We start from the raw sequence: 19,447 nt of genomic DNA, 5'->3' as shown, positions 1-19,447 counted from the left end.
GCGAGGCGCGCGGCCGTGCGCGCCGCCGCATTGTATCCGTCCGTGCGGATTCGCTAGCGCATTCGCTGCGCTTGTGCGCTTGTGCGCTTGTGCGCTTGTCCGCTAGTGCTTGTGCGCGGACGCGCGATGCCGGACATGCGAGATATGCAGCGTCACCGGCTTGACGGCCGCTCTCGCGTGGCGATGCTGCCGGGTCTGAGCGGCGTGAGCCGAAGCGGCGTGCGTCGGCGCGAGTTCCAGCGCGACTGGCGTCACCGGTTCGAGGACGACGCGCGCGCGCCCGGCGTGTTGCAGTCCGAGCACGCTCGCGGCGGCGAACGATAGATCGATCACGCGCGTCTTCACGAACGGCCCGCGATCGTTGATTCGCACGACGACCGACTTCGTTCTCGACAGGTTGCTCACCCGCACATACGAGCCGAGCGGCAACGTGCGATGCGCCGCCGTGAGCGCATGCATGTCATACCGCTCGCCGCTCGCCGTGCGACGGCCCTGAAACTTGCGGCTGTAGTACGACGCCTCGCCGACTTGCCGGAACGCAGGCGATGCGTCGTCGAACGCGGTTTCAGGCGATGACGACGGCGATGAGGACGGCTCAGCCGCCGCCGCCATCACCGCATCCCCCGCCGATGCCGCTGCGGGCGCGCTTTCCTCTTGCGGTTTTTTCTGCGGCGGCGGCGTTGCGACCGCGGGCCGATGTGCCGCGCAGCCGCTCAGCAGCATCCATGCGCCGACCGATGCGACACCGGCCACGCGCGAACGGCGAATCCAGGCCTTTGCGACCATGAGCGAGCTTCTCCATGTAACGCCGGTTCACCCAGAACCGGCTCGCCCATAACGCAATGTCGCTGCGGCAGTTGACTCGCGTCGCGCAGATATGACTCAAGTTGACAGATACGCCGCAGGTGCCTCAGACGTATTCGAGCTTCGGATACCAGTCGGTGCCGCGTCCTTCCGGCGTCATGTCGAGCACGGTCCAAAGCGGCATCGGGTCCGGCGCGCCGCGCGGATCTTCGCCCGGATCGGCCGTCGCGAAATCCATTTCGCCGCTCCAGAAATGGCGGATCACGCCATCGCGCCGCGTGAACACGTTGAGCGCGGGCTCGTCGCCGCCCTCTTTCGAAACGGCGTGGTAATCGCGGCTGAAATTGCCGTTCACATCGGAGTACAGCTTGAGGTCGCGCCAGCCGCGTTCCCGCTTGAACGCAATAAGCCGTGGCAGCGGCGAGCGCGCGATCACCGCGAGCGCGACGCGCTGTTCGATATCGCGCGCTTCGCCTTCCCACGCCGAGAGCAGCGACGTGCACATCGGACACGGGCGCTCGCGTTGCGGCCCGAACATGTAGCTGTACGTCACGAGCGTTTGCTTGTCGCCGAAAAGACCGGCCATATCGACGACACCGTGCTCGCCTTCGAAGCGGTAGTCGCCCGTGACCTCGCCGCCGGGCGGCAGCGCGCGCCGCATCTGCGCGACGCGTTCGATGTGCCGCCGCAACTCGATTTCCTCCGCGAGCAACGCGGTGCGCGCCCGGCGGTATTCGGCGCTTTCGTTCGGAAACCGCATGCTGGCGCGGTTCGCCAACTCGGCGGCCGGAACACGTGTCGTCGTTGGTGATGTCATGCTGGCTCTCCTGAGTTGAACTCGCTCAATCGCGATCCGGCGCGCCGAGCGGAAAGAGCGGCCGATACGGCCGCGCCTCGTCGACCGCCCGCGCGAACGACGGCCGCGCGAGCAGCCGCTTGCGATACGCGATCACATTCGGATAAGCGTCGCCGATCCGGTGCGTCCAGTCCGCGTAGAACAGGAACGGCGCGGCGGCGCAGTCGGCGAGGCTGAAGGCATCGCCCGCGGCCCATTCGCGGTTCGCCATCACGCGGTCCAGAAACGCGTAGGACGTGTCGAGCATCGCTCGGGCGTCCGCGACGCCGCGGGCATCGCGTTCATTCTCGGCCCGCATGCAGTCGAACACGATCTTCTGCTGCGGTGTGGCCACGTAATTGTCGAAGAAGCGGTCCATCCAGCGCACTTCGAGCGCCGCGCGCGGATCGTCCGGAATGAGGCGCACGGGGCCGGGATAGAACACGTCCAGATATTCGATGATGATCGTCGCTTCGATCACCGGCTTGCCGCCGTCGACCAGCACCGGAAATTTTCTGATGGGCCATATCTCGGCGAGTTCGCGCGTGGACTGCGGCGCGTCGGGCGTGAGCGGCCGCCAGGCAAACGGCGTCGCGTTCTCATAGAGCGCAATCAGCGCCTTCTGACAGTAGGATGAAAAAGGATGGGCATAAAGGATCAGACTCATCGGCAGACTCCGCTGGAACCAATGGACGGCGCGCTGCATGGCCGGCTACATGGACGACGAGCGACGTGGCGGCGAATCGACAACTTCGCGCAGCCGAACGAGAAAATTTTGTTGTGCGATGCAGCGTCGGCGCGCGCCGCATTGTCGCCGGACCGGGCCTTTGCTACCGTGCGAGGTTCCGCCGCGAAGCTGTCACGAGAACCGCTCGTCCGGAAATGACGAAACAATCAATGAGTCGAGGCAAGAAATGTTACGCACTGACAAGATAAGAGTCGTGATCGCAGACGAGCAGCCGGTTATCGTGCTCGGACTACAGACGTGGTTCGAGACGCGCGAGCGTTATCGCGTGGTCGCGAGCGCGACGGGCGAAGAGCAATTGCTGTCGAAGTTGCGCGGCGCGGACGGCGAACTGGTGATCGTGGGCTGCGCGCTCGGTGCGCAAGCGCGCCCGGCGGCCGACCGGTTCGGCATTCTGCGCAAGCTCCGCGAATGCGTGCCGCACACGCCGCTCGTCGCGTTCACCACCGAGAGCGATCCACTCGCCATTCGCGCGATGCAGCGCGCGGGCGCAGACGGCACAGCGAGTACGCGCGACGACTTGAAAGACCTCGGGCGCGTCTGTGAGCGCGTGCTGTCGGGCGTGAAAGGGGTGATCTCGCCGCGCATCGCGTCTTGCCTCCAAAGCGAACGCCGCAACGCGCAGGCGTTCGATCCGAACACGATCTATCGCGAAGTCCGCGTGAGCGCGACGACGCTCGCCGCCCGCATGTGACTTCGCTCGCGTGACTCACGCCTCACGCTGACCGCGAAGCGTCGTTCGGGACTTCGCGTGCCTTCTTGTTCGGGTAGCTCACGTCCTTGCCGTCGTCGAACCCTTTCTCGTACGCGCGTTGATCGAGCGCCCGGAAAAGCGGCGCGAGTTCTTCGACTTGCGTGCGGATGAGTTCCATCAGCGGTTTCGCGAGCGCGGGCGAGCACTCGCTCGCGCCGTCCATATGGCCGTGCGCGCTGCTTACGACTTCGACCATCGCGCGCAGCGTCTGCGCGCGCTTCACGCAATAGTCCACCAGCGGCATTGCGTGCGTGATGACCGCATGGCCGTTCTCGTTGACCGACACCGTCACGTTCGACTCCACGAGCGTCTCCTTTCCGAATTGGGGGACCGAAACTCTAGAAGCCGCGCATCGGCGCGCGCCGGCGGACGATTCCTAAACGGCGCGCGCTGTTTGATCGCACGTTTCTGTCGGCGATGAAAGCCGCGTCGCCACGACCGCGCCTCCGTCAGCAAGGATGCGGCAACTTCGCTACGATGCTCGCTTGACTCTTCCCCGGACTCTTTCCCCGGCGCGCGCCGCCGACCTTCGGACACACCATGCCCACGCCGCCAGACGCCATCGGTTTCACGCAAGATCCGCTCGACCGCATGTCCGAGAAGCGCGACGACGAAGCGTTTCTCGCGAGCCTCCACGACGACGCCGCGACGCGCTTTCTGCTTTTCGTGAATAACGTGCCGCTGTTCAAGCGCACGGATGGCCACGATCCGCTTTTTCCCGCGCACGAAGCCGCGCAGTTCGGCACGCCGCTGCAAACCGTGCTGCTCGGGCGCGACGCCGACCGGCGCGCGGTCTTCGCCTGCACAATCGATACGACCGCCGAGGCCGCCGCCGAGGCGCTTCCGGGCGCTGCCGTCGAAGCGATCGAACTGCGCCCGGTCGCCATGCAAGGGCTCGTCGCGCCGCCGCTCGTGAGCGCGCTCGGCGAGGCGCGGTCGATGCTCGACTGGCATCGGCGGCACCGCTTCTGCGCAAACTGCGGCAATCCGACGGACAGCGCGGGCGCCGGCTGGCGGCGAATTTGCGGCCACTGCGACGCGCAGCACTTTCCGCGCGTCGATCCAGTGGTCATCATGCTCGTCACCGATGGCGAACGCTGCCTGCTCGGCCGCCAGCCGCAATTCGCGACCGGCATGTACTCCGCGCTCGCCGGCTTCATCGAGCCGGGCGAGACGTTCGAGCACGCGGTGTATCGGGAAGTGCTGGAGGAAGCCGGCATTCGCTGCGCCGACGTGCGGTACTTCGCGTCGCAGCCGTGGCCGTTTCCGTCGTCGCTGATGATCGGCTGCTTCGCCCGCGCGACGGGCACGGAGATCACCGTCGACGAAAAAGAACTCGAAGACGCCCGCTGGTTCAGCCGCGACGAAGTCCGCGCGATGCTCGACGGCACGCATCCGCAGGGATTGAACGCGCCGAAGGCTTTCGCCATCGCGCATCACTTGCTGAAGGCGTTCGTCGAAGGCGACTGAAGCCTCAGAGCGTCTCGCGCTCGATGATCTCGAAGCCGACATCGACCGGCGCAACCGGCGCGGCGCCGCCGAGCCGGTCGATCAGGCAGCGCGCAGCGGTCGCGCCGATGCGCTTGCCATCGACGCGCACCGTGGTGAGCGCGGGCGTCGTGTCGGCGGCGAAGTCGAGGTCGCCGAAGCCGCAGACGGCGAGCCGCGCGGGCACGTCGAGGCGGAGCCGCCGCGCCTCGGAGACCACGCCGAGCGCGAGCAGATCCGAACTGCAGAATATCGCGTCGACCTCGGGCGTCGACTCCTGAATGCGCCGCAGCGCGTCTTTCCCGAGCGCCACCGACGAAGGCGGCGGCATCAGCACATCGGCGATGTCGCGCATGCCGTGCAAAGCGAGCGTGTCGATGAAACCGCGCCGCCGCGCGAGCGCCCGCTGATCCGTCGCGCAGACGAGCGCCGGATGTGCCGCGCCCCGCGCGACGAAGCGCTCCGCCACCGCCGCGCCGATCCGATAGTGCGAAAAGCCGACGAGCATGTCGATCGGGTCGTCGGTCATGTCCCACGTCTCGACAATCGGAATGCCGATCTTGCGCAGCCGTTCACGCAGCGTCGGCGTATGCGCGACGCCCGTCAGCAACACGCCTTCCGGACGGCGGCTCAGCACGGCGTCGAGCAGTTGATCTTCGTTCTCGTCGCTATAGCCCGACAGGCCGAGCAGCACCTGATAGCCGGCGCGCGACATGGTATCGCTGAACACCTGCACCGTTTCCGAGAAGAGCGAATGCGCGACGGTCGGCACGATGGCCGCGATCAGCCGCGATTTCGCCGACGACAAACCGCCCGCGAGCCGGTTCGGCACGTAGCCGAGTTCGCTCACCGCGCGGCGCACGCGGGCGAGCGTCTCGGGCGCGACCGTCTCCGGCGCGTTGAACACGCGTGAGACGGTGATCGGCGAGACGCCCGCGGACGCCGCCACGTCCGTGATGCGCACGCCCTTCGGCGTGCCGCGCGTGCGGCGCGGCGCTGCGCCCGCCTTTGCGGCCTCATCAGAGATATCGGCGAGCTTGGTCATGCATGGATTGGCGCGTCGGAGGCGGATCGAAAGAAGCGCGCCATTTTAGGCCTTTACCGGCGCATCGACGGCCGCGTCGCCGCGCGTGTTCCCGCGCCGCATCAGCAGCATCGTCACGACGGCGAAAATCAGCAGGCACGCAGCCGGAATCAGCATCGGCGCCTTCACGCTGCCGCTCGTCTGCCGCACCCACGGCACCAGATTCTGCGCGATGAACCCGCCGACATTGCCGAGCGAATTGATCGCCGCGATGCCCGCCGCCGCGCGCGCGCCGGTCAGGAACTTCGGCGGAATCGTCCAGAAGCACGGCAGCAGCAGATACATGCACGGCGCGCCGAGGCAAAGCGCGATGAAGCGCAGCGTGTTGGTCGGCAGGAACACGCTCGCGAGGAAGAAGACGACGCCGAGCAGCGCGGCAGTGAGCATCGCCATGGTCGTGCGGCGGTCGGAGCCGTTCGCCGCGCGCAGCTTCGCGGGCAGCCACGCCAGCACGACGGTCGCCGCGAGCCACGGCACGATGTTGAGCAGGCCGTTTATCGTGTTCGACACGCCGAAGCCCTTCACAAGCGTCGGCAGCCAGTAGCTGACGCCATAGACGGACATCGACAGCATCATGTAGTAGAGCGCCATGCCGATCACGCGCGGTTCCGTCAGCACGCGCATGACGTTGGCGTCGCTCGTCTCGGCTTTTTTCGCCTGTTGGCGTTCGGTTTCGAGCGTGGCGTCGAGCCAGTGTTTTTCGCCGTCGGAGAGAAAACGCGCTTTCTTCGGCGATGCCGGGAGCCACAACAGCACGACCACCGTGAGCAGCACCGACGGCACGCCCGTCACGATGAAGACCAACTGCCAGCCTTGCAGGCCGAACCACGCCTTGTCGAGCAGGTAGCCGCAGATCGGCGCGCCGACCATGTTGCCGATGCTGCTGCCGAGCGTGAAGTACCCGAGCATGCGCACGCGATGCCGCTGCGGAAACCACAGCGTGAGGTAATAGATGACGCCGGGATACAGCCCCGCCTCGGACGCGCCGAGCAAGAACCGCAGGATGTAGAACATGGTCGCGTTCGTGGTGAACGCGAGCAGGATCGTGACGACGCCCCACGTCAGCATGATCCGCGCGATCCAGCGCGGCGCGCCGTACTTGTGCAGCAGCACGTTGCTCGGAATCTCGAAGATCAGATAGCCGATGAAAAACAGCGACGCGCCGAGCCCGTACGCCACTTCGGAGATGCCCAGGCTGCCGAGCATCTGCAGCTTCGCGAAGCCGATGTTCGAGCGGTCGATATACGCGACGAGATACAGCAGGCCGACGAGCGGCATCAACCGCCATGCCAGGCGGTTGATGAGACGCGGCTCGTCGACGGTCGGCGGCGCATGACGGGGAAGCGGCGATCGGGTGTTCACGGTGTCTCCAGTGCGGGGCGGTCGAGCTTATCCGCGCTGCTTGCGCCATTCGGCATACGCCGCGAGCGTTTCCTCATTCGGCGGATACGTGCCGCGCAGCATCGCGCCCGCTTCCACTCGCGTTGTCACGAACTCTTCGAGCAGTTCCTGCTCGGCGGCATCCTTCGCGACCTGCTCGGCCATGTGACGCGGCACGATCACGACGCCATCGACATCGCCGACGACGATGTCGCCCGGATACACCGCCACGCCGCCGCACGCGATCGGCACGTTCATGTCCACCGCGTGATGCTTCGCGAGATTGAGCGGCGCGCTCGCGCCGGCGCAGAAAAGCGGCAGCCCGATCTCGCCGATGGTGCCGCTGTCGCGCACGCAGCCGTCCGACACCATGCCCGCGACGCCGCGCACCTTCAGGCGCGTCGTGAGAATGGAACCGGTCGATGCCACCGTGCGATCGCCGCGGCAATCCTGCACGAGCACGCTGCCCGGCGGCGCGCTCTCCACCGCCTTGCGCTGCGGATGGTCCGGGTCCTGAAACACGCCGACGTGATCGATATCTTCGCGCGCCGGAATGTTGCGCAGCGTGAAGGCCGGACCGACGAGATTCGGCGCGCCCTTAGCGGGCTTCACGAGCGGCGCGACGCCCTGCAAAAACACGTTGCGCAGGCCTCGCTTGAAGAGTTGCGTCGTGAGCGTCGCGGTGCTGACGTGGCGCAGCAAGTCGAGCGTTTCGTCGGAGATGGCGATGTCTTGTGTCGTCATGGTGTGGATATCGTGTTCAGTGGATTTCCGGCTCGCCGCCGTGCGCGGCCGTCTTCTCTTCGAGGAAATCGAAGTCGCAGCCCTTGTTCGCCTGCGTCACGTGCAGTTGATGCATGACGCCGAAGCCGCGTTCGAACGGGCGCTTCGGCGGCGTCCAGGCGGCTTTGCGCGCGGCGAGTTCTTCGTCGCTGACTTCGAGATGCAGGCGGCGCGCGGGCACGTCCAGTTCGACGATGTCGCCGTCCTGCACCAGCGCGAGCGGCCCGCCGACGAACGATTCCGGCGCGACGTGCAGCACGCACGCGCCGTAGCTCGTGCCGCTCATGCGCGCGTCCGAGATGCGAACCATGTCGCGCACGCCCTGCTTCAGGAGCTTCTGCGGAATCGGCAACTGGCCCCACTCCGGCATGCCCGGCGCGCCGACCGGCCCCGCGTGCTGAAGGACGATCACGGAATCGGCGGTGATATCGAGGGCTTCGTCGTCGATGCGCGCGGCCATGTCGCCGTAGTCCTTGAACACGACCGCCGGCCCGCGATGCTTCAGCAGATGCGCTTCCATCGCCGCCGGCTTGATGACGGCGCCATCGGGCGCGAGGTTGCCGGTGAGCACGGCAAGGCCGTCGTTCGGCACGAGCGGATTGGCGAGCCGGCGAATCACGTCGTCATTGAAAATTTCCGCGCCCGCGATGTTTTCGCCGAGCGTTGCGCCATTGACAGTTAGTTGCGAGCCGTCGATCAAATCGCCGAGTTCGGCGAGCAGCGCGCGCAGGCCTCCGGCATAGAAGAAGTCTTCCATCAGATACTGGCCGGCCGGCCGCAAGTTGGCGATGACCGGCGTCACGCGCGACAGTTCGTCGAAGCGCGCGGTCGTGAGCGGCACGCCCGCGCGCCGCGCGACCGCCACCAGATGCACGATGGCGTTGGTCGAGCCGGACATCGCGAGCACGGTGGTGACGGCGTTGTCGAAGGATTTCGGCGTGAGAATGTCGGACGGCTTCAGATCGGTCCACACCATCTCGACGATGCGCTGCCCCGTCAGCGACGCATACTGCGCGTGCCGCGAGTCCACCGCCGGGATCGACGCGAAGCCCGGCAACGTGAGGCCCAGCGCTTCGGTGGCGCTCGTCATCGTCGAGGCGGTGCCCATCGTCATGCAATGACCCGGCGAGCGCGCGATGCCGCTTTCGACGCCCTTCCACTCGTCCTCGGTGATCTTGCCCGCGCGCAGTTCCGCCCAGTACTTCCACGTGTCAGAGCCGCTGCCGAGCGTGCGGCCGTTCCAGTCGCCGCGCAGCATCGGCCCGGCGGGAAGATAGATGGCGGGCAGGTCCATGCTGATCGCGCCCATCAAGAGGCCGGGCGTGGTCTTGTCGCAGCCGCCCATCAGCACGCAGCCGTCGAACGGATAAGAGCGCAGCAGTTCTTCCACTTCCATCGCGAGGAAGTTGCGATAGAGCATGGTCGTCGGCTTTTGAAACGGCTCGGCGAGCGTCATCACGGGCATTTCCACCGGAAAACCGCCCGCCTGCCAGATGCCGCGCTTCACTTCCTCGACGCGCTGCTTGAAGTGCGTGTGGCACGAGTTGATCTCGCTCCACGTGTTCACCACGGCGATGACCGGCTTGCCCATGTAATCGGACGAGTGATAGCCCATCTGCGCGGTGCGCGAGCGGTGCCCGAACGAGCGCAGGTCGTTCACGCCGTACCAGCGATAACTGCGCAGTTCCTCGGGCGTCTTGCGTTTGGTGGGATCGTAGGCCAAGCGATGTTCCTCGATGGTAGCGTTACCATGTCAATGCCGGCGATGGTAGCGTTATCATCGGCGTGCGTCGCTTGGGGTTTCTACGAGCAGCAGAGCCTATTTGACGATGGGATGAACGGACCCGAGCAGTTCCGAAAGCCCGAGCCAGAGAATCTGCACGCCGATGCAGAAGATGACGAACGCGAACAGCCGCATGGCGACCTGAGTGCCGACGGTGCCGAGCAACCGTTCCAGATACCCGGCGAAGCGCACGCAGACGTAGATGCTCGCGCACAGCAGCAGAAGCCCGACCGTCACGCCGACGATATGAACCGGCTGCAAGCCGTGGCGCGGCGAGCCGGTCCCCAGCGCGATGGCCACCGCAATCGAGCCGGGGCCGACGGTGATCGGCAGCGTCAGCGGATAGAACGCCTTTGCGCGCAGCGACGCGCCGCTGCGTGGCGTGGGCGCGGGTTCGGCGGAAGCGTCTTCGTCGGGAGCCTGAAGGAGGCTCCAGCCCGCCATCGAGACCACGATGCCGCCCGCCACGCGCAGCACCGGAATGGAGATGCCGAAGAAGTTGAGCACGTACGCGCCCACCGACAGCGACACCAGCAGAATGACGAAGCTGTTCAACGAGATCCGCCGGGCGAGTTCCTGCCGCTCGGCATCGCTGATATGCGGCAGCATGCTCAGCACGACGAGCGCGACCGCGGGCGGATTGATGATCGGAAAGAGCCCGGCGACGATCACGAGCACGGTCTTGACGAATTCGTTGAACATGCTCGATAGGTCTTGGATGTCGATGCGGTTACTAGTCCTCAGCCGGAAACGAGCGGCGCGGTCAGAATGAGCGCGCATTCGGTCAGAAACGAGCCGAGGCCCACGCCGATCAGCACGCGCGCCACGTACGTCCACATGCGCCGGTCGACGTTGCCCGAGCAGCGCCACGCCGCCGTGCACCACGCGAGATAGAGCGCGCCGCACGCGGCGAACAGGCCCAGCGTGCCGGGCCAGAACCAGATGGTAATCAGCAGAAACGCTTCGGGAGCAACGCCGGTGCCCCAGAGGTACAGGTACACCGCCCACCATGCAAGATGGATGGGCAGGCCGAGTAGCCACCAGACTTTCCAGAAACGTTCTTCTCCGCGCCAGGCCTTGCGCAACATGCGTCGCCGTATAAAGAAAGGAGGCTGGCATTTTACTTCACCGGATGCGGCGGCACGGTCGCGGCCTCGCCTCTGCAATGCCGGTAACGACTAGGTTCTCGTGGCATTTCAGCATATTGCGTCGCGGCAAACGCCGTCTGCGGCTATGCGCGGCGCTCGGTCAGCATCTGACTGGCGAGGTCGCCGTGATGCATGGCGAGCGCGCGCAGCGACGGCCACATGTGCATGTAGTGAACCATGAAGCTGTCCGCACGCTGAAGCTGATAAGGCGTGTTCAGCGTGATGCAGTCGACGAGTTCGGCATCGCCTGCCGTGCCGTGACGCGTGAGCACCCTGATGAACGTGTCCTGATCGCCGCCGCTCGCGTACGTCGACGACTTGTCCGCCACGCCGCCGATTGCCTGCTCCACTTCGCCCAGCATGTCGAAGTTCGCCTGCGTGCGCCGGAAGCCCATGATGCCGGAGTTGAACTGCCAGCTCATGTCCATCGCGATGAGGCGGTCGCGATTGTCGAGCAGGCGTTCGAGCGGCATCGACTGGTCGATCACGAGCACGTCCGCGTCGATCCAGAACACCCATTCGTGCTGAGGCAAATGTCGACGCAGCACCCACGGCTTGAGCCAGTTGCCGCTCGCGCCGTGCGGCGATTCGTGCGGGATATCGCGATAAAGATGCAATGCATAGCCGTGGCGCGCGCAGTAGCGCCGCAGATTGCGCTCCGCGATCGCGCCGTACGCGCGAATGTTCGGCGTATAGAGCATGGCAAGCGCGATGCGCGCATCCGGCCGCAGCGCCTCGTACGCGTCCTCCGCGATATCCGCAGCAGGCAGCGTCAGATACGCCTCGCCTTTCGCCTGACACGCGTTGACGTGCGAGGCGATCAGATCGCGCAGACCGGCGTGAACCGGCTCGTTCGGCGGCGCGTCGGGAATATCGGCGAGCGCGATGGCGAAGACGCGCACCCGAGCCCACATCGGATCGATATGCCACGCCGCGGGCACGACGGCATGCACGCCGTCGACCTGCGTCATGTAGCCGAGCGGCGCCGTCATGCGCAAGAGCGCCGACTCGCTCGCGAGCGCGCCGCCGAAGCGCGCGCCCGCGCACAGGCGTTCGGCAAGCGCGCGCGACGCAGGCGTACTGCGCCAAAGCTGGAACGCGCCGATCACGGCATCGCTTTCGGCGTCGCCCATCGAGACGATCAACGCGTCGCGGTCGGCGTCCGCCATCAGCGATTCGCAGGCGATATCGCTCACGATGAGGCAGTCCTGCGTAAGCAGCAGCACGAAGTCGCCGTCGGCAGCGGCGCGCAGCGCGCGCAACAGCGTCTGGAACTTCAGCAGCATGCGCAGATGCGTCCAGCCGATGCCGCTCGCATCGACGAACTCATGCGCGTAGCCGCGATGCGCGCAATAGCGCCGGTGGTTCTCGAACGACGCGTGCGCGTCCCGGCTCGCGAAGAAACTGATGACTCGGGTCGTCATGGAGGCTCGATGAGGGATGCAGGCAATCACCGATTCTGCGTTCGCTTTCGCGTTGCCGGCAAGCGGCTGGACACTTTGTTTCATGCCGCGCAGGCGTTGCGGTTCGCGTTTCGCTCGCCGTCGTCCGCGCGTGCAACAGGATTCAAGACGCCGCCCGCCCCAAGCCTCGACAATTGCGCTTTCTGCCAACCGAACGGGGATATCCATGACAAACGAGACGACAGAAACCAGCGCGCGAGCGCAACGCTGCGTGATCGTGGTGGACCGCGCGCTGCCCGCCGGCAAAGCCGCGAACGCGGCGGCGGTGCTCGCGTTGACCATCGGGCAGCGGCATCCGGCGCTCGTCGGCGAACCGCTCGTCGATGCGTCGGGCGTGGCGCATCCGGGGCTGATTCCGGTCGGCATCGCGGTGCTCGCAGCCAGTCAGGACGAACTCGCGACGATTCGCGGCAAGGCGCTCGCAGCCGATTGCGATGTCGTCGCGTTCCCCGAGCAAGGCCAGCAGACGACGGACTACGCAGCGTTCCGCGACGCCGTCGCAACGGTCGCCACCGATGCGCTGCGTTATGTGGGCGTCGCGCTGATCGGCGACAGAAAGCCGGTGAGCAAGGCCGTCGCGAATCTCGGCCTCTTGAAGTGATGCGCGTCAGCCGCGCGTCGCCGCCTTGTACGCGCCGGGCGTCACGCCGAGCATGCGGCGAAACGTGCGCGTCAGATGCGCCTGATCCGCGAAGCCGGTTTCGGCAGCGATATCGGAGAGCGCATTGCCGCGCCGGATGAGCGCCATCGCGCGGCGCACGCGCGCTTGCCGCTGATATTCGTGCGGCGTCATGCCGGTCTCGCGACTGAACGCGCGAAACAGGCGATACGGCGGCAAGTCGGCCGCCGTCGCGATTTCATGCAGACGCAGTGGCTCGGCGAGTCGATCTTCGAGAAAGCGCCGCGCCGTGACAATGGCGCGCGGCTCGCTCGTCTCGCGCGGCGCCGTGGTCTGCTTCATGTGCCGTTGCGCGAGCCGCGCCGCGAACGAGAGATACCGCTCGTCGCGATACAGCGACGACCCGCGCACTTCCGACGACCGATGCACGTCCTGAAGCGCCATGCTCAACACCGGATCGCGGATGATCGGACCGATGAGCCCGCCTGCGCGCCTCTCGCCGGTCAACTCCAGCAGATGCGCGACGTCCACGTACAGCGTGCGCTGCGTCCAGCCGTCGCCGTCGACGGGCCAGCCGGCGTGCGGCTCGTCGGCGTCGATGGCGTACAGATCGCCGCGCCGCGCGACGAACTCGGTGCCGCGCATGCGGATGCGAATCGCGCCGCCCGTGAGCAGCGCGAAGCAGGCGGTCTCGTGCGCGTGAACGTCGTAGGCGAAGTCCGCGAAGCGCCCGCGCAGCAGTTCCGCGCCGAGATCGGGCGCGCGCCAGATGCGGGTATCGGACGTGGGACGGGCGTTCATGGACATTCGCCTGCGCTCGGTTACCGCTCGATCGTCGACATGTCGATCACGAAGCGGTACTTCACGTCGCTCTTCAACATGCGCTCGTAAGCGGTGTTGACCTCGTCCATGCGGATCATCTCGATATCGGACGTGATGCCGTGCTTGCCGCAGAAATCGAGCATTTCCTGCGTCTCCGCAATGCCGCCGATGAGCGAGCCCGCGAGCGACCGGCGCTTGAAGATCATGTTGACCACCGACGGCGACGGATGCGGATGCTCCGGCACGCCCACGAGCGTCATGGTGCCGTCACGCTTGAGCAGCGTGATGAACTGGTCGAGATCGTGCGAAGCGGCCACCGTGTTCAGGATGAAATCGAAGCTGTTCGCGTGCGCGGCCATCTGATCCGGGTCCTTGGACACGACGACATCATGCGCGCCCAGACGCTTCGCATCCTCGATCTTGCTCGGCGAGGTCGTGAAGAGCACGACATGCGCGCCCATCGCGGCAGCCAGCTTCACGCCCATGTGGCCGAGGCCGCCGAGACCGACGATGCCGACCTTGTCGCCTTGCTTCACGCCCCAGTGACGCAGCGGCGAGTACGTGGTGATGCCCGCGCACAGGAGCGGCGCGACCGCGGCCAGTTCGAGATTCTCGGGAACGCGCAACGTGAAGGCTTCATCGACGACGATGGACGTCGAATAGCCGCCGTAGGTCACGCCGCCCGACTTCTTGTCCGGCGAGTTGTAGGTTTGCACGAAGCTCTCCGGGCTTTCGCAATACTGCTCCAGACCTTCCTTGCACGCCTCGCACACGCGACACGAGTCCACCATGCAGCCGACGCCCGCCAGGTCGCCCGCCTTGAACTTCGTCACGTCCGAGCCGACTTCCGTCACGCGCCCGACGATCTCGTGCCCCGGCACGACCGGATAGTTGGTGCCGCCCCATTCGTTGCGCGCCATGTGCAGATCGGAGTGGCAGACGCCGCAGAAGAGGATGTCGATACGCACGTCGTTCGGGCCGACATCGCGGCGTTGAATCTCGAGCGGGCCGAGCGGCTTGTCGGCTGCGGACGCTGCATAGGAATAGGCTTTGAACATGGTCGTTTCCTCTTGATCTTGATGCGTGGACAGGGTGCCGGCGCCTTCGCGCAGTGGGAAGGCGCGGCTGAAAAGACGTGTGCGCACGGGTCGCGCGGGCATTTTATGTGCGGCAGCGAACGCTCGCCATCGTGCTCCCGAGCCGCTGCTCCGTTCTTGCCGATCCCGCCGATACTTCGGCGGCGGTGCGCAGCCTCGTTACTGTATGCCTATCGGAATATCTTTGCTGGAACGGTGTGCGCGAGCCATACCGCGCGTTGCGAGCGGCGCAAGACAGTGGCGCTTGTCATCTGCGCCCTACGATCGAGAGAGAGAGCCGGACGCCATGCACGCGGCCGGCGTAACACGCACAACACGAGAGGGCCACGACGATGAAAGCGAATGCAATGACGGTGAGCATCGATTTGCCGACCGGCGCAGTCAGCGCCGAGTTCCACCCGGACACGGGACGGCTGCGGATTCTGGAGCGCGACGTGTTGCGCGTCGAGCTGTTTCCGCCGCATTCGTGGTTCACCGTTGCGTCGGTGGCGGGCAATAGCCGATGGGGCACGCGGCCGCGCGAGTCGGATCTCTACCTGGTGCTCCAGAGCTTCATCATGCAGCGGTTCGGCATGGCGGCGTTGGGGAAGGCGATGGCGATGGCGCATTGAAAGGGCTGGCGGGTCGGCCCCGGCTCGCTCGGAAGGCAGCGATGGGCGCGTCGCAGAAAGGCCCGTCAATGCTTCATCTCAATTTAGGACCCGTCTCATTCATTCTTAGAACCTCTCTGACTATTCTGTGGGCACCTCGAAGCTGTTCGGGATCGCAAAGACCGGGCAGCACAGTTTCCCATCGCTTCCCCTAGAGAGATTCAGCATGAAGAGCATGTTCAAGAAGGCCGCAGTCGTTGCATTCGTCGCCAGCGCAGTGCTTTCCGTTTCGCCCAGTCTGTTCGCCGCCAGCAAGACGGCCACCTTCCAGGTTACGCTGACCATCCAGGACGACTGCTCCATCGCCGCGAACCCGCTCGACTTCGGTTCCACGGGTGTGATCGCGAACAACATCGATCAGTCGACGAACGTTTCCGTGACCTGCACGACCGGCACGCCGTACAACGTGGCGCTCGACGCCGGCAGCCCGACCGGCTCCACCATCTCCGCCCGCACGCTCAACAACGCGGCGAACACGGGCACCGTGCAGTACAACCTCTTCCGCGATTCGGGGCGCACGCAGATCTGGGGCCAAACGGTCGGCAGCGATACGGTTTCCGGTGTCGGCAATGGCAGCGCGCAAACCATCTCCGTTTTCGGCCGCGTCCCGGCACAACCGACGCCCGCCGCCGACACCTACATGTCCACCGTCACGGCCACTGTCGTGTTCTGATCGACACCTGTTGTCGATGTTCAAGGCGCCTCGCTCATGCGAGGCGCTTGCGCTCACGCAGCGCGCGATATATCAGATGAGGCGAGACCGGACCGCTCGAAAGGAGGCGGCTTATGCGTCGAATGCTTGCTCTCGCCATGCTCGTCTTTGCCCTGTTTCAGGTCACGTCGGCGCTGGGTGCCTCGTTACAGATTTCACCGGTTTCCATTGCGCTGGCCGCTACGGAAAGCGGCAAGGTCCTCAATCTGCGCAACGACAGCGACGTCGCCATTCACGCTCAAGTGCGCGCATTCGACTGGGACCAGGCCGATGAAGACGACCGCCTCACGCCGACGCGCGATCTGCTCGCCAGTCCTCCCATTGCCGAAATCCCGGCGGGCGGCCAGCAAGTCATCCGCGTGATTCGCGCCGACCGCGCCGCTCCGCAACGCGAGCGTTCATACAGGCTCTTGATCGACGAACTGCCGCCGGAAGGCGGCAGTGGACGCAACGGCGTGCAGTTTCGTTTCCGGTATTCGGTGCCGCTCTTCGTTGCGCCAGCGGGCGAGGCGACGCCGCCCGAGTTGCATTGGTCGATTGTCGAGAAGAGCGGGCAGCCCTTCCTTCGCGTACACAACACCGGACAGACGCACGCGCGACTGAGCGCGGTCTCGCTCACGATCTCCGGTGCCAGCGTGCCCGTCGCGGCCGGATTGCTGGGCTACGTGCTGCCCGGCCGCACGCGCTCATGGCCGCTCACGAACGCTGCGGGTCTACTGCGCGGCCGAAGCGGCGACGTGTCAGCGACGGTCAACGGCAATGGCATGAAAGCGCCACTGACCGGCAGCGGTTCGCCCTGATCCGCCGATCCGGGACCGCGACATGACCGCCTCGCGCGACAGATACGGAACGCGACGGGGCCGGCCATACCGGCCCATCCGAGTCGCGTTGGCATTGTCGGTCATCGGCCAGTCGGCCGTTGCGCAGATCGACATAACAGGCGGCAGTCCAGCCGCGTTGCCGAGTCTCACCGGCAGTGCCCCTTCGCAAGCCGGTCCTTCGACAGCGCCCGCGACGGAATCGCTGGTCCTCGAGATCGTCGTCAATGGGACGAGCCAGGGCGAACCATCCAATTTCGAATTGCGCGGCGGCGAGCTTTACGCCGAGCCGCAATCGCTGGTGAACGCCGGCATCCGCGTCGATGACGTCAAGCCCGGCGCGGATGGCTGGATCGCGCTTGCGTCGATACCGGGCGTGCATGCGACGTACGTGGCACGCACTCAGCAAGCCGTGCTCGAAGTCGCCACGGACCGGCAGATCGCTCAACGAATCGGCTATCGCGTGCCTGCCGTGCCGAAGGCGACGCCGGGCACCGGCTTCGTTCTCAATTACGATGCGACGTATCAGCGCTCGTCGGGCGAAGCGCATGGCGATCAGTTCGGCGTCTGGAGCGAACAGCGGTTGTTCTCGCCGTTCGGCGTGTTCGACAACACGGGCACGTACCTGAACGGCACCGATATCAACCGCTATACGCGCCTCGACACGAACTGGACGTACACCGACGCCACGAAGCTCTTCTCGCTGACGGTGGGCGACGCAATCTCCGGGTCGCTGGCCTGGTCGCGCTCGGTGCGCTTCGGGGGCATTCAGATTCGGCGCGACTTCGCGCTTCGGCCCGACCTCATCACCTTTCCGCTGCCGATGTTCACGGGCGCCGCCGCCGTGCCGTCAGCGGTGGATCTGTACATCAACGGGCTGAGGCAATACAGCGGCAACGTGGCGCCGGGTCCGTTTCAGATCGCGCAGGCGCCGAGCCTCACGGGCGCGGGCGTCGCGCAGGTGGTCGTCACCGACGCGCTCGGCCGGCGCGTGACCACGAGCGTGCCCCTCTACGTGGACACGCGCCTGCTCGCGAAGGGCCTCTTCGACTACTCCGTCGAGCTCGGTTTCTTGCGCAACGACTACACCCTGCGATCCTGGTCGTACGACTCGTCGCCCGTATTTAGCGGCACCTTCGACTATGGAATGAGCGACAGCCTCACGCTTCAGGCGCACGCGGAAGCGGCGAAGGACTTGCGCAACGGCGGCGCCGGCGCGGTCCTGGCCTTGGGCAACCGGGGCACACTGAGCGCCGCGGTGGCGGGCAGCAACGGGAACGGGGAGTCGGGCGCGCTCGCGAGTCTCGGCTATCAATATATCGGCCCGCGCTTCTCGGTGAACCTGCAAGGCACGCGCGCGACGAGCGGCTATCGCGACATCGCGTCGCTGAGCGGCGCATCGACGTTCGAACACCTCTATCAGGCGACCGCGTCCGTGGCGCTCTTTCGCACGCAGTCGGCGAGCGTCAGCTATATCGACTCGAAGGATACGTTCTCGGGCCACGCACGCGTCGTCACGCTTGCTTTCAACGCTCAACTCGGCACGCGCCTGTCGCTCTTCGCGAGCGTCTTTCGCGACTTTTCGCAGACCAAGGTTTATGGTGGATCGATCGGCCTGACGATGAGTCTGGGCGGCAATGCCTCCGCCAGCGCCACCGTTTCGCAATCGGGCGGCCATACGACAGCCGATGTCAGCGCGTCGCGCCCGGCCGACTTCAGCGGCGGATGGGGCTGGGCCGTGCAGGGCGGCGCGGGCGCGGACTATCGCCATGCGTTTGCCGGCGCGAATTATCGCGCGAGCTTCGGCGACTTCCAGGCCACGGCGCAGCGTTTCAACGGCACCACGACGGGCACCTTGCAGGCAGCGGGCGCGCTCGTGGCGATGGACGGGACGGTTCTGGCCTCGCGCTCGCTCGGCGACGGCTTCGCGCTCGTCTCGACCGACGGCGTCGCCCGTGTGCCCGTGTTGCAGGAGAACCGCGTGGTCGGCGTGACCAACCGCGACGGCTACTTGCTCGTGCCGGACCTGTCGTCGTACCAGCGCAATCAGCTCGCCATCGATCCGCTCGCCTTGCCAGCCGATACGATGATCGACAAGACACAGATGGATGTCGCGCCACAGCGGCGCGCTGGCGTGCTGGCGCGCTTCGGCTTGAGCCGTTATCGAGGCGCGTCGGTGAGTTTCGTCGATGCCGATGGCAACGCAATCCCGCCAGGCAGCATCGCGACGGTGACGGACACGGGGGCTTCGGCAGTCGTCGGTTACGACGGCGTCGCGTTCTTCGAACAGTTGTCGACCATGAACGCGGTGACCATCCACGGCAAGAACACCGATTGCGCGGCCGACGTGGCCTTCGATCCATCGACGGCGCGGACGATGCCGCAGCTCGGTCCGATCGCGTGCCGCGCGGCGAGAAAGCCGTGACGCGCCGTGGCCTCGGCCGAAATCCCCAACACAAGGA

General features: G+C 66.0%; 20 protein-coding genes. 7 read left to right on the top strand and 13 right to left on the bottom strand.

Going from position 1 to position 19,447, the window contains the following annotated elements; all coding sequences use genetic code 11:
* Positions 1-102: 102 nt before the first annotated feature.
* The 3 genes from LDZ26_RS22080 to LDZ26_RS22070 form a co-directional block, all read right to left on the bottom strand.
* Entirely contained in the window at positions 103-786 is a 684-nt protein-coding gene (locus LDZ26_RS22080) for a septal ring lytic transglycosylase RlpA family protein (protein ID WP_305038323.1), read from the bottom strand.
* Positions 787-910: 124 nt separating this feature from the next.
* Positions 911-1,621: a DUF899 family protein gene (locus tag LDZ26_RS22075; RefSeq protein WP_244850770.1), complete on the bottom strand. Its 711-nt coding sequence runs from the start codon at positions 1,619-1,621 to the stop codon at positions 911-913.
* A gap of 25 nt (positions 1,622-1,646) precedes the next feature.
* Positions 1,647-2,306 (bottom strand): glutathione S-transferase family protein, encoded by a 660-nt coding sequence (locus LDZ26_RS22070; RefSeq protein ID WP_244850769.1) that lies wholly within the window; start codon positions 2,304-2,306, stop codon positions 1,647-1,649.
* A 247-nt stretch (positions 2,307-2,553) separates the two neighbouring features.
* Here LDZ26_RS22070 and LDZ26_RS22065 point away from each other — a divergent pair, with 247 nt between their 5' ends.
* Positions 2,554-3,078 (top strand): response regulator, encoded by a 525-nt coding sequence (locus LDZ26_RS22065; RefSeq protein WP_244850768.1) that lies wholly within the window; start codon positions 2,554-2,556, stop codon positions 3,076-3,078.
* A gap of 22 nt (positions 3,079-3,100) precedes the next feature.
* On the opposite strand, the gene LDZ26_RS22060 is transcribed toward LDZ26_RS22065, so the two are convergent.
* The gene (locus tag LDZ26_RS22060; protein ID WP_244850767.1) at positions 3,101-3,442 is read right to left on the bottom strand and encodes a hypothetical protein; all 342 of its coding nucleotides are present in this window, start codon (positions 3,440-3,442) and stop codon (positions 3,101-3,103) included.
* 236 nt (positions 3,443-3,678) lie between these two features.
* Here LDZ26_RS22060 and nudC point away from each other — a divergent pair, with 236 nt between their 5' ends.
* The gene (nudC, locus tag LDZ26_RS22055) at positions 3,679-4,608 is read left to right on the top strand and encodes an NAD(+) diphosphatase (protein WP_244850766.1); all 930 of its coding nucleotides are present in this window, start codon (positions 3,679-3,681) and stop codon (positions 4,606-4,608) included.
* A gap of 4 nt (positions 4,609-4,612) precedes the next feature.
* On the opposite strand, the gene LDZ26_RS22050 is transcribed toward nudC, so the two are convergent.
* The 7 genes from LDZ26_RS22050 to LDZ26_RS22020 all read right to left on the bottom strand — a co-directional run bounded on the left by LDZ26_RS22050 (position 4,613) and on the right by LDZ26_RS22020 (position 12,228).
* Positions 4,613-5,671: a LacI family DNA-binding transcriptional regulator gene (locus LDZ26_RS22050; RefSeq protein WP_244850765.1), complete on the bottom strand. Its 1,059-nt coding sequence runs from the start codon at positions 5,669-5,671 to the stop codon at positions 4,613-4,615.
* A gap of 45 nt (positions 5,672-5,716) precedes the next feature.
* Complete coding sequence (locus tag LDZ26_RS22045) at positions 5,717-6,988, bottom strand: MFS transporter (RefSeq protein WP_244851129.1); 1,272 nt, start codon at positions 6,986-6,988, stop codon at positions 5,717-5,719.
* A gap of 111 nt (positions 6,989-7,099) precedes the next feature.
* Positions 7,100-7,834 carry a ribonuclease activity regulator RraA gene (locus tag LDZ26_RS22040; protein WP_244850764.1) on the bottom strand — a complete coding sequence of 245 codons (735 nt, stop codon included), beginning with the start codon at positions 7,832-7,834 and terminating at the stop codon, positions 7,100-7,102.
* A gap of 16 nt (positions 7,835-7,850) precedes the next feature.
* Positions 7,851-9,596, bottom strand: a complete 1,746-nt coding sequence (gene araD / locus LDZ26_RS22035; protein ID WP_244850763.1) for an L-arabinonate dehydratase — start codon at positions 9,594-9,596, stop codon at positions 7,851-7,853.
* A 96-nt stretch (positions 9,597-9,692) separates the two neighbouring features.
* Positions 9,693-10,358, bottom strand: a complete 666-nt coding sequence (locus LDZ26_RS22030; protein WP_244850762.1) for a MarC family protein — start codon at positions 10,356-10,358, stop codon at positions 9,693-9,695.
* A 38-nt stretch (positions 10,359-10,396) separates the two neighbouring features.
* Positions 10,397-10,744: a hypothetical protein gene (locus LDZ26_RS22025; protein ID WP_244850761.1), complete on the bottom strand. Its 348-nt coding sequence runs from the start codon at positions 10,742-10,744 to the stop codon at positions 10,397-10,399.
* A gap of 143 nt (positions 10,745-10,887) precedes the next feature.
* Positions 10,888-12,228, bottom strand: a complete 1,341-nt coding sequence (locus tag LDZ26_RS22020) for a hypothetical protein (protein ID WP_244850760.1) — start codon at positions 12,226-12,228, stop codon at positions 10,888-10,890.
* A 205-nt stretch (positions 12,229-12,433) separates the two neighbouring features.
* On the opposite strand from LDZ26_RS22020, the gene LDZ26_RS22015 reads away from it, so the two are divergent.
* Positions 12,434-12,868 (top strand): DUF2000 domain-containing protein, encoded by a 435-nt coding sequence (locus LDZ26_RS22015; protein WP_244850759.1) that lies wholly within the window; start codon positions 12,434-12,436, stop codon positions 12,866-12,868.
* Positions 12,869-12,874: 6 nt separating this feature from the next.
* Here the strand turns inward: LDZ26_RS22015 and LDZ26_RS22010 are convergent, their stop codons facing one another.
* Both LDZ26_RS22010 and LDZ26_RS22005 read right to left on the bottom strand, forming a co-directional pair.
* Positions 12,875-13,687 (bottom strand): AraC family transcriptional regulator, encoded by an 813-nt coding sequence (locus LDZ26_RS22010; RefSeq protein WP_244850758.1) that lies wholly within the window; start codon positions 13,685-13,687, stop codon positions 12,875-12,877.
* A gap of 20 nt (positions 13,688-13,707) precedes the next feature.
* On the bottom strand, positions 13,708-14,766 hold the full coding sequence (locus LDZ26_RS22005) for an NAD(P)-dependent alcohol dehydrogenase (RefSeq protein WP_244850757.1): 1,059 nt from the start codon (positions 14,764-14,766) through the stop codon (positions 13,708-13,710).
* 371 nt (positions 14,767-15,137) lie between these two features.
* Between LDZ26_RS22005 and LDZ26_RS22000 the strand changes: the two genes are divergently transcribed.
* The 4 genes from LDZ26_RS22000 to LDZ26_RS21985 all read left to right on the top strand — a co-directional run bounded on the left by LDZ26_RS22000 (position 15,138) and on the right by LDZ26_RS21985 (position 19,410).
* On the top strand, positions 15,138-15,416 hold the full coding sequence (locus LDZ26_RS22000) for a hypothetical protein (RefSeq protein WP_244850756.1): 279 nt from the start codon (positions 15,138-15,140) through the stop codon (positions 15,414-15,416).
* A gap of 205 nt (positions 15,417-15,621) precedes the next feature.
* Entirely contained in the window at positions 15,622-16,128 is a 507-nt protein-coding gene (locus LDZ26_RS21995) for a spore coat U domain-containing protein (protein ID WP_244850755.1), read from the top strand.
* A 113-nt stretch (positions 16,129-16,241) separates the two neighbouring features.
* On the top strand, positions 16,242-16,967 hold the full coding sequence (locus tag LDZ26_RS21990; RefSeq protein WP_244850754.1) for a molecular chaperone: 726 nt from the start codon (positions 16,242-16,244) through the stop codon (positions 16,965-16,967).
* An 88-nt stretch (positions 16,968-17,055) separates the two neighbouring features.
* Positions 17,056-19,410 (top strand): fimbria/pilus outer membrane usher protein, encoded by a 2,355-nt coding sequence (locus tag LDZ26_RS21985; RefSeq protein WP_244850753.1) that lies wholly within the window; start codon positions 17,056-17,058, stop codon positions 19,408-19,410.
* Positions 19,411-19,447: the final 37 nt, after the last annotated feature.

Origin of the sequence: Caballeronia sp. SL2Y3 (genome assembly GCF_022879575.1) — a bacterium.
Taxonomy (GTDB): Bacteria; Pseudomonadota; Gammaproteobacteria; order Burkholderiales; family Burkholderiaceae; genus Caballeronia.
Note: the sequence above shows the minus strand (reverse complement) of the source record. Positions and strands in the feature narration are given on the sequence as shown.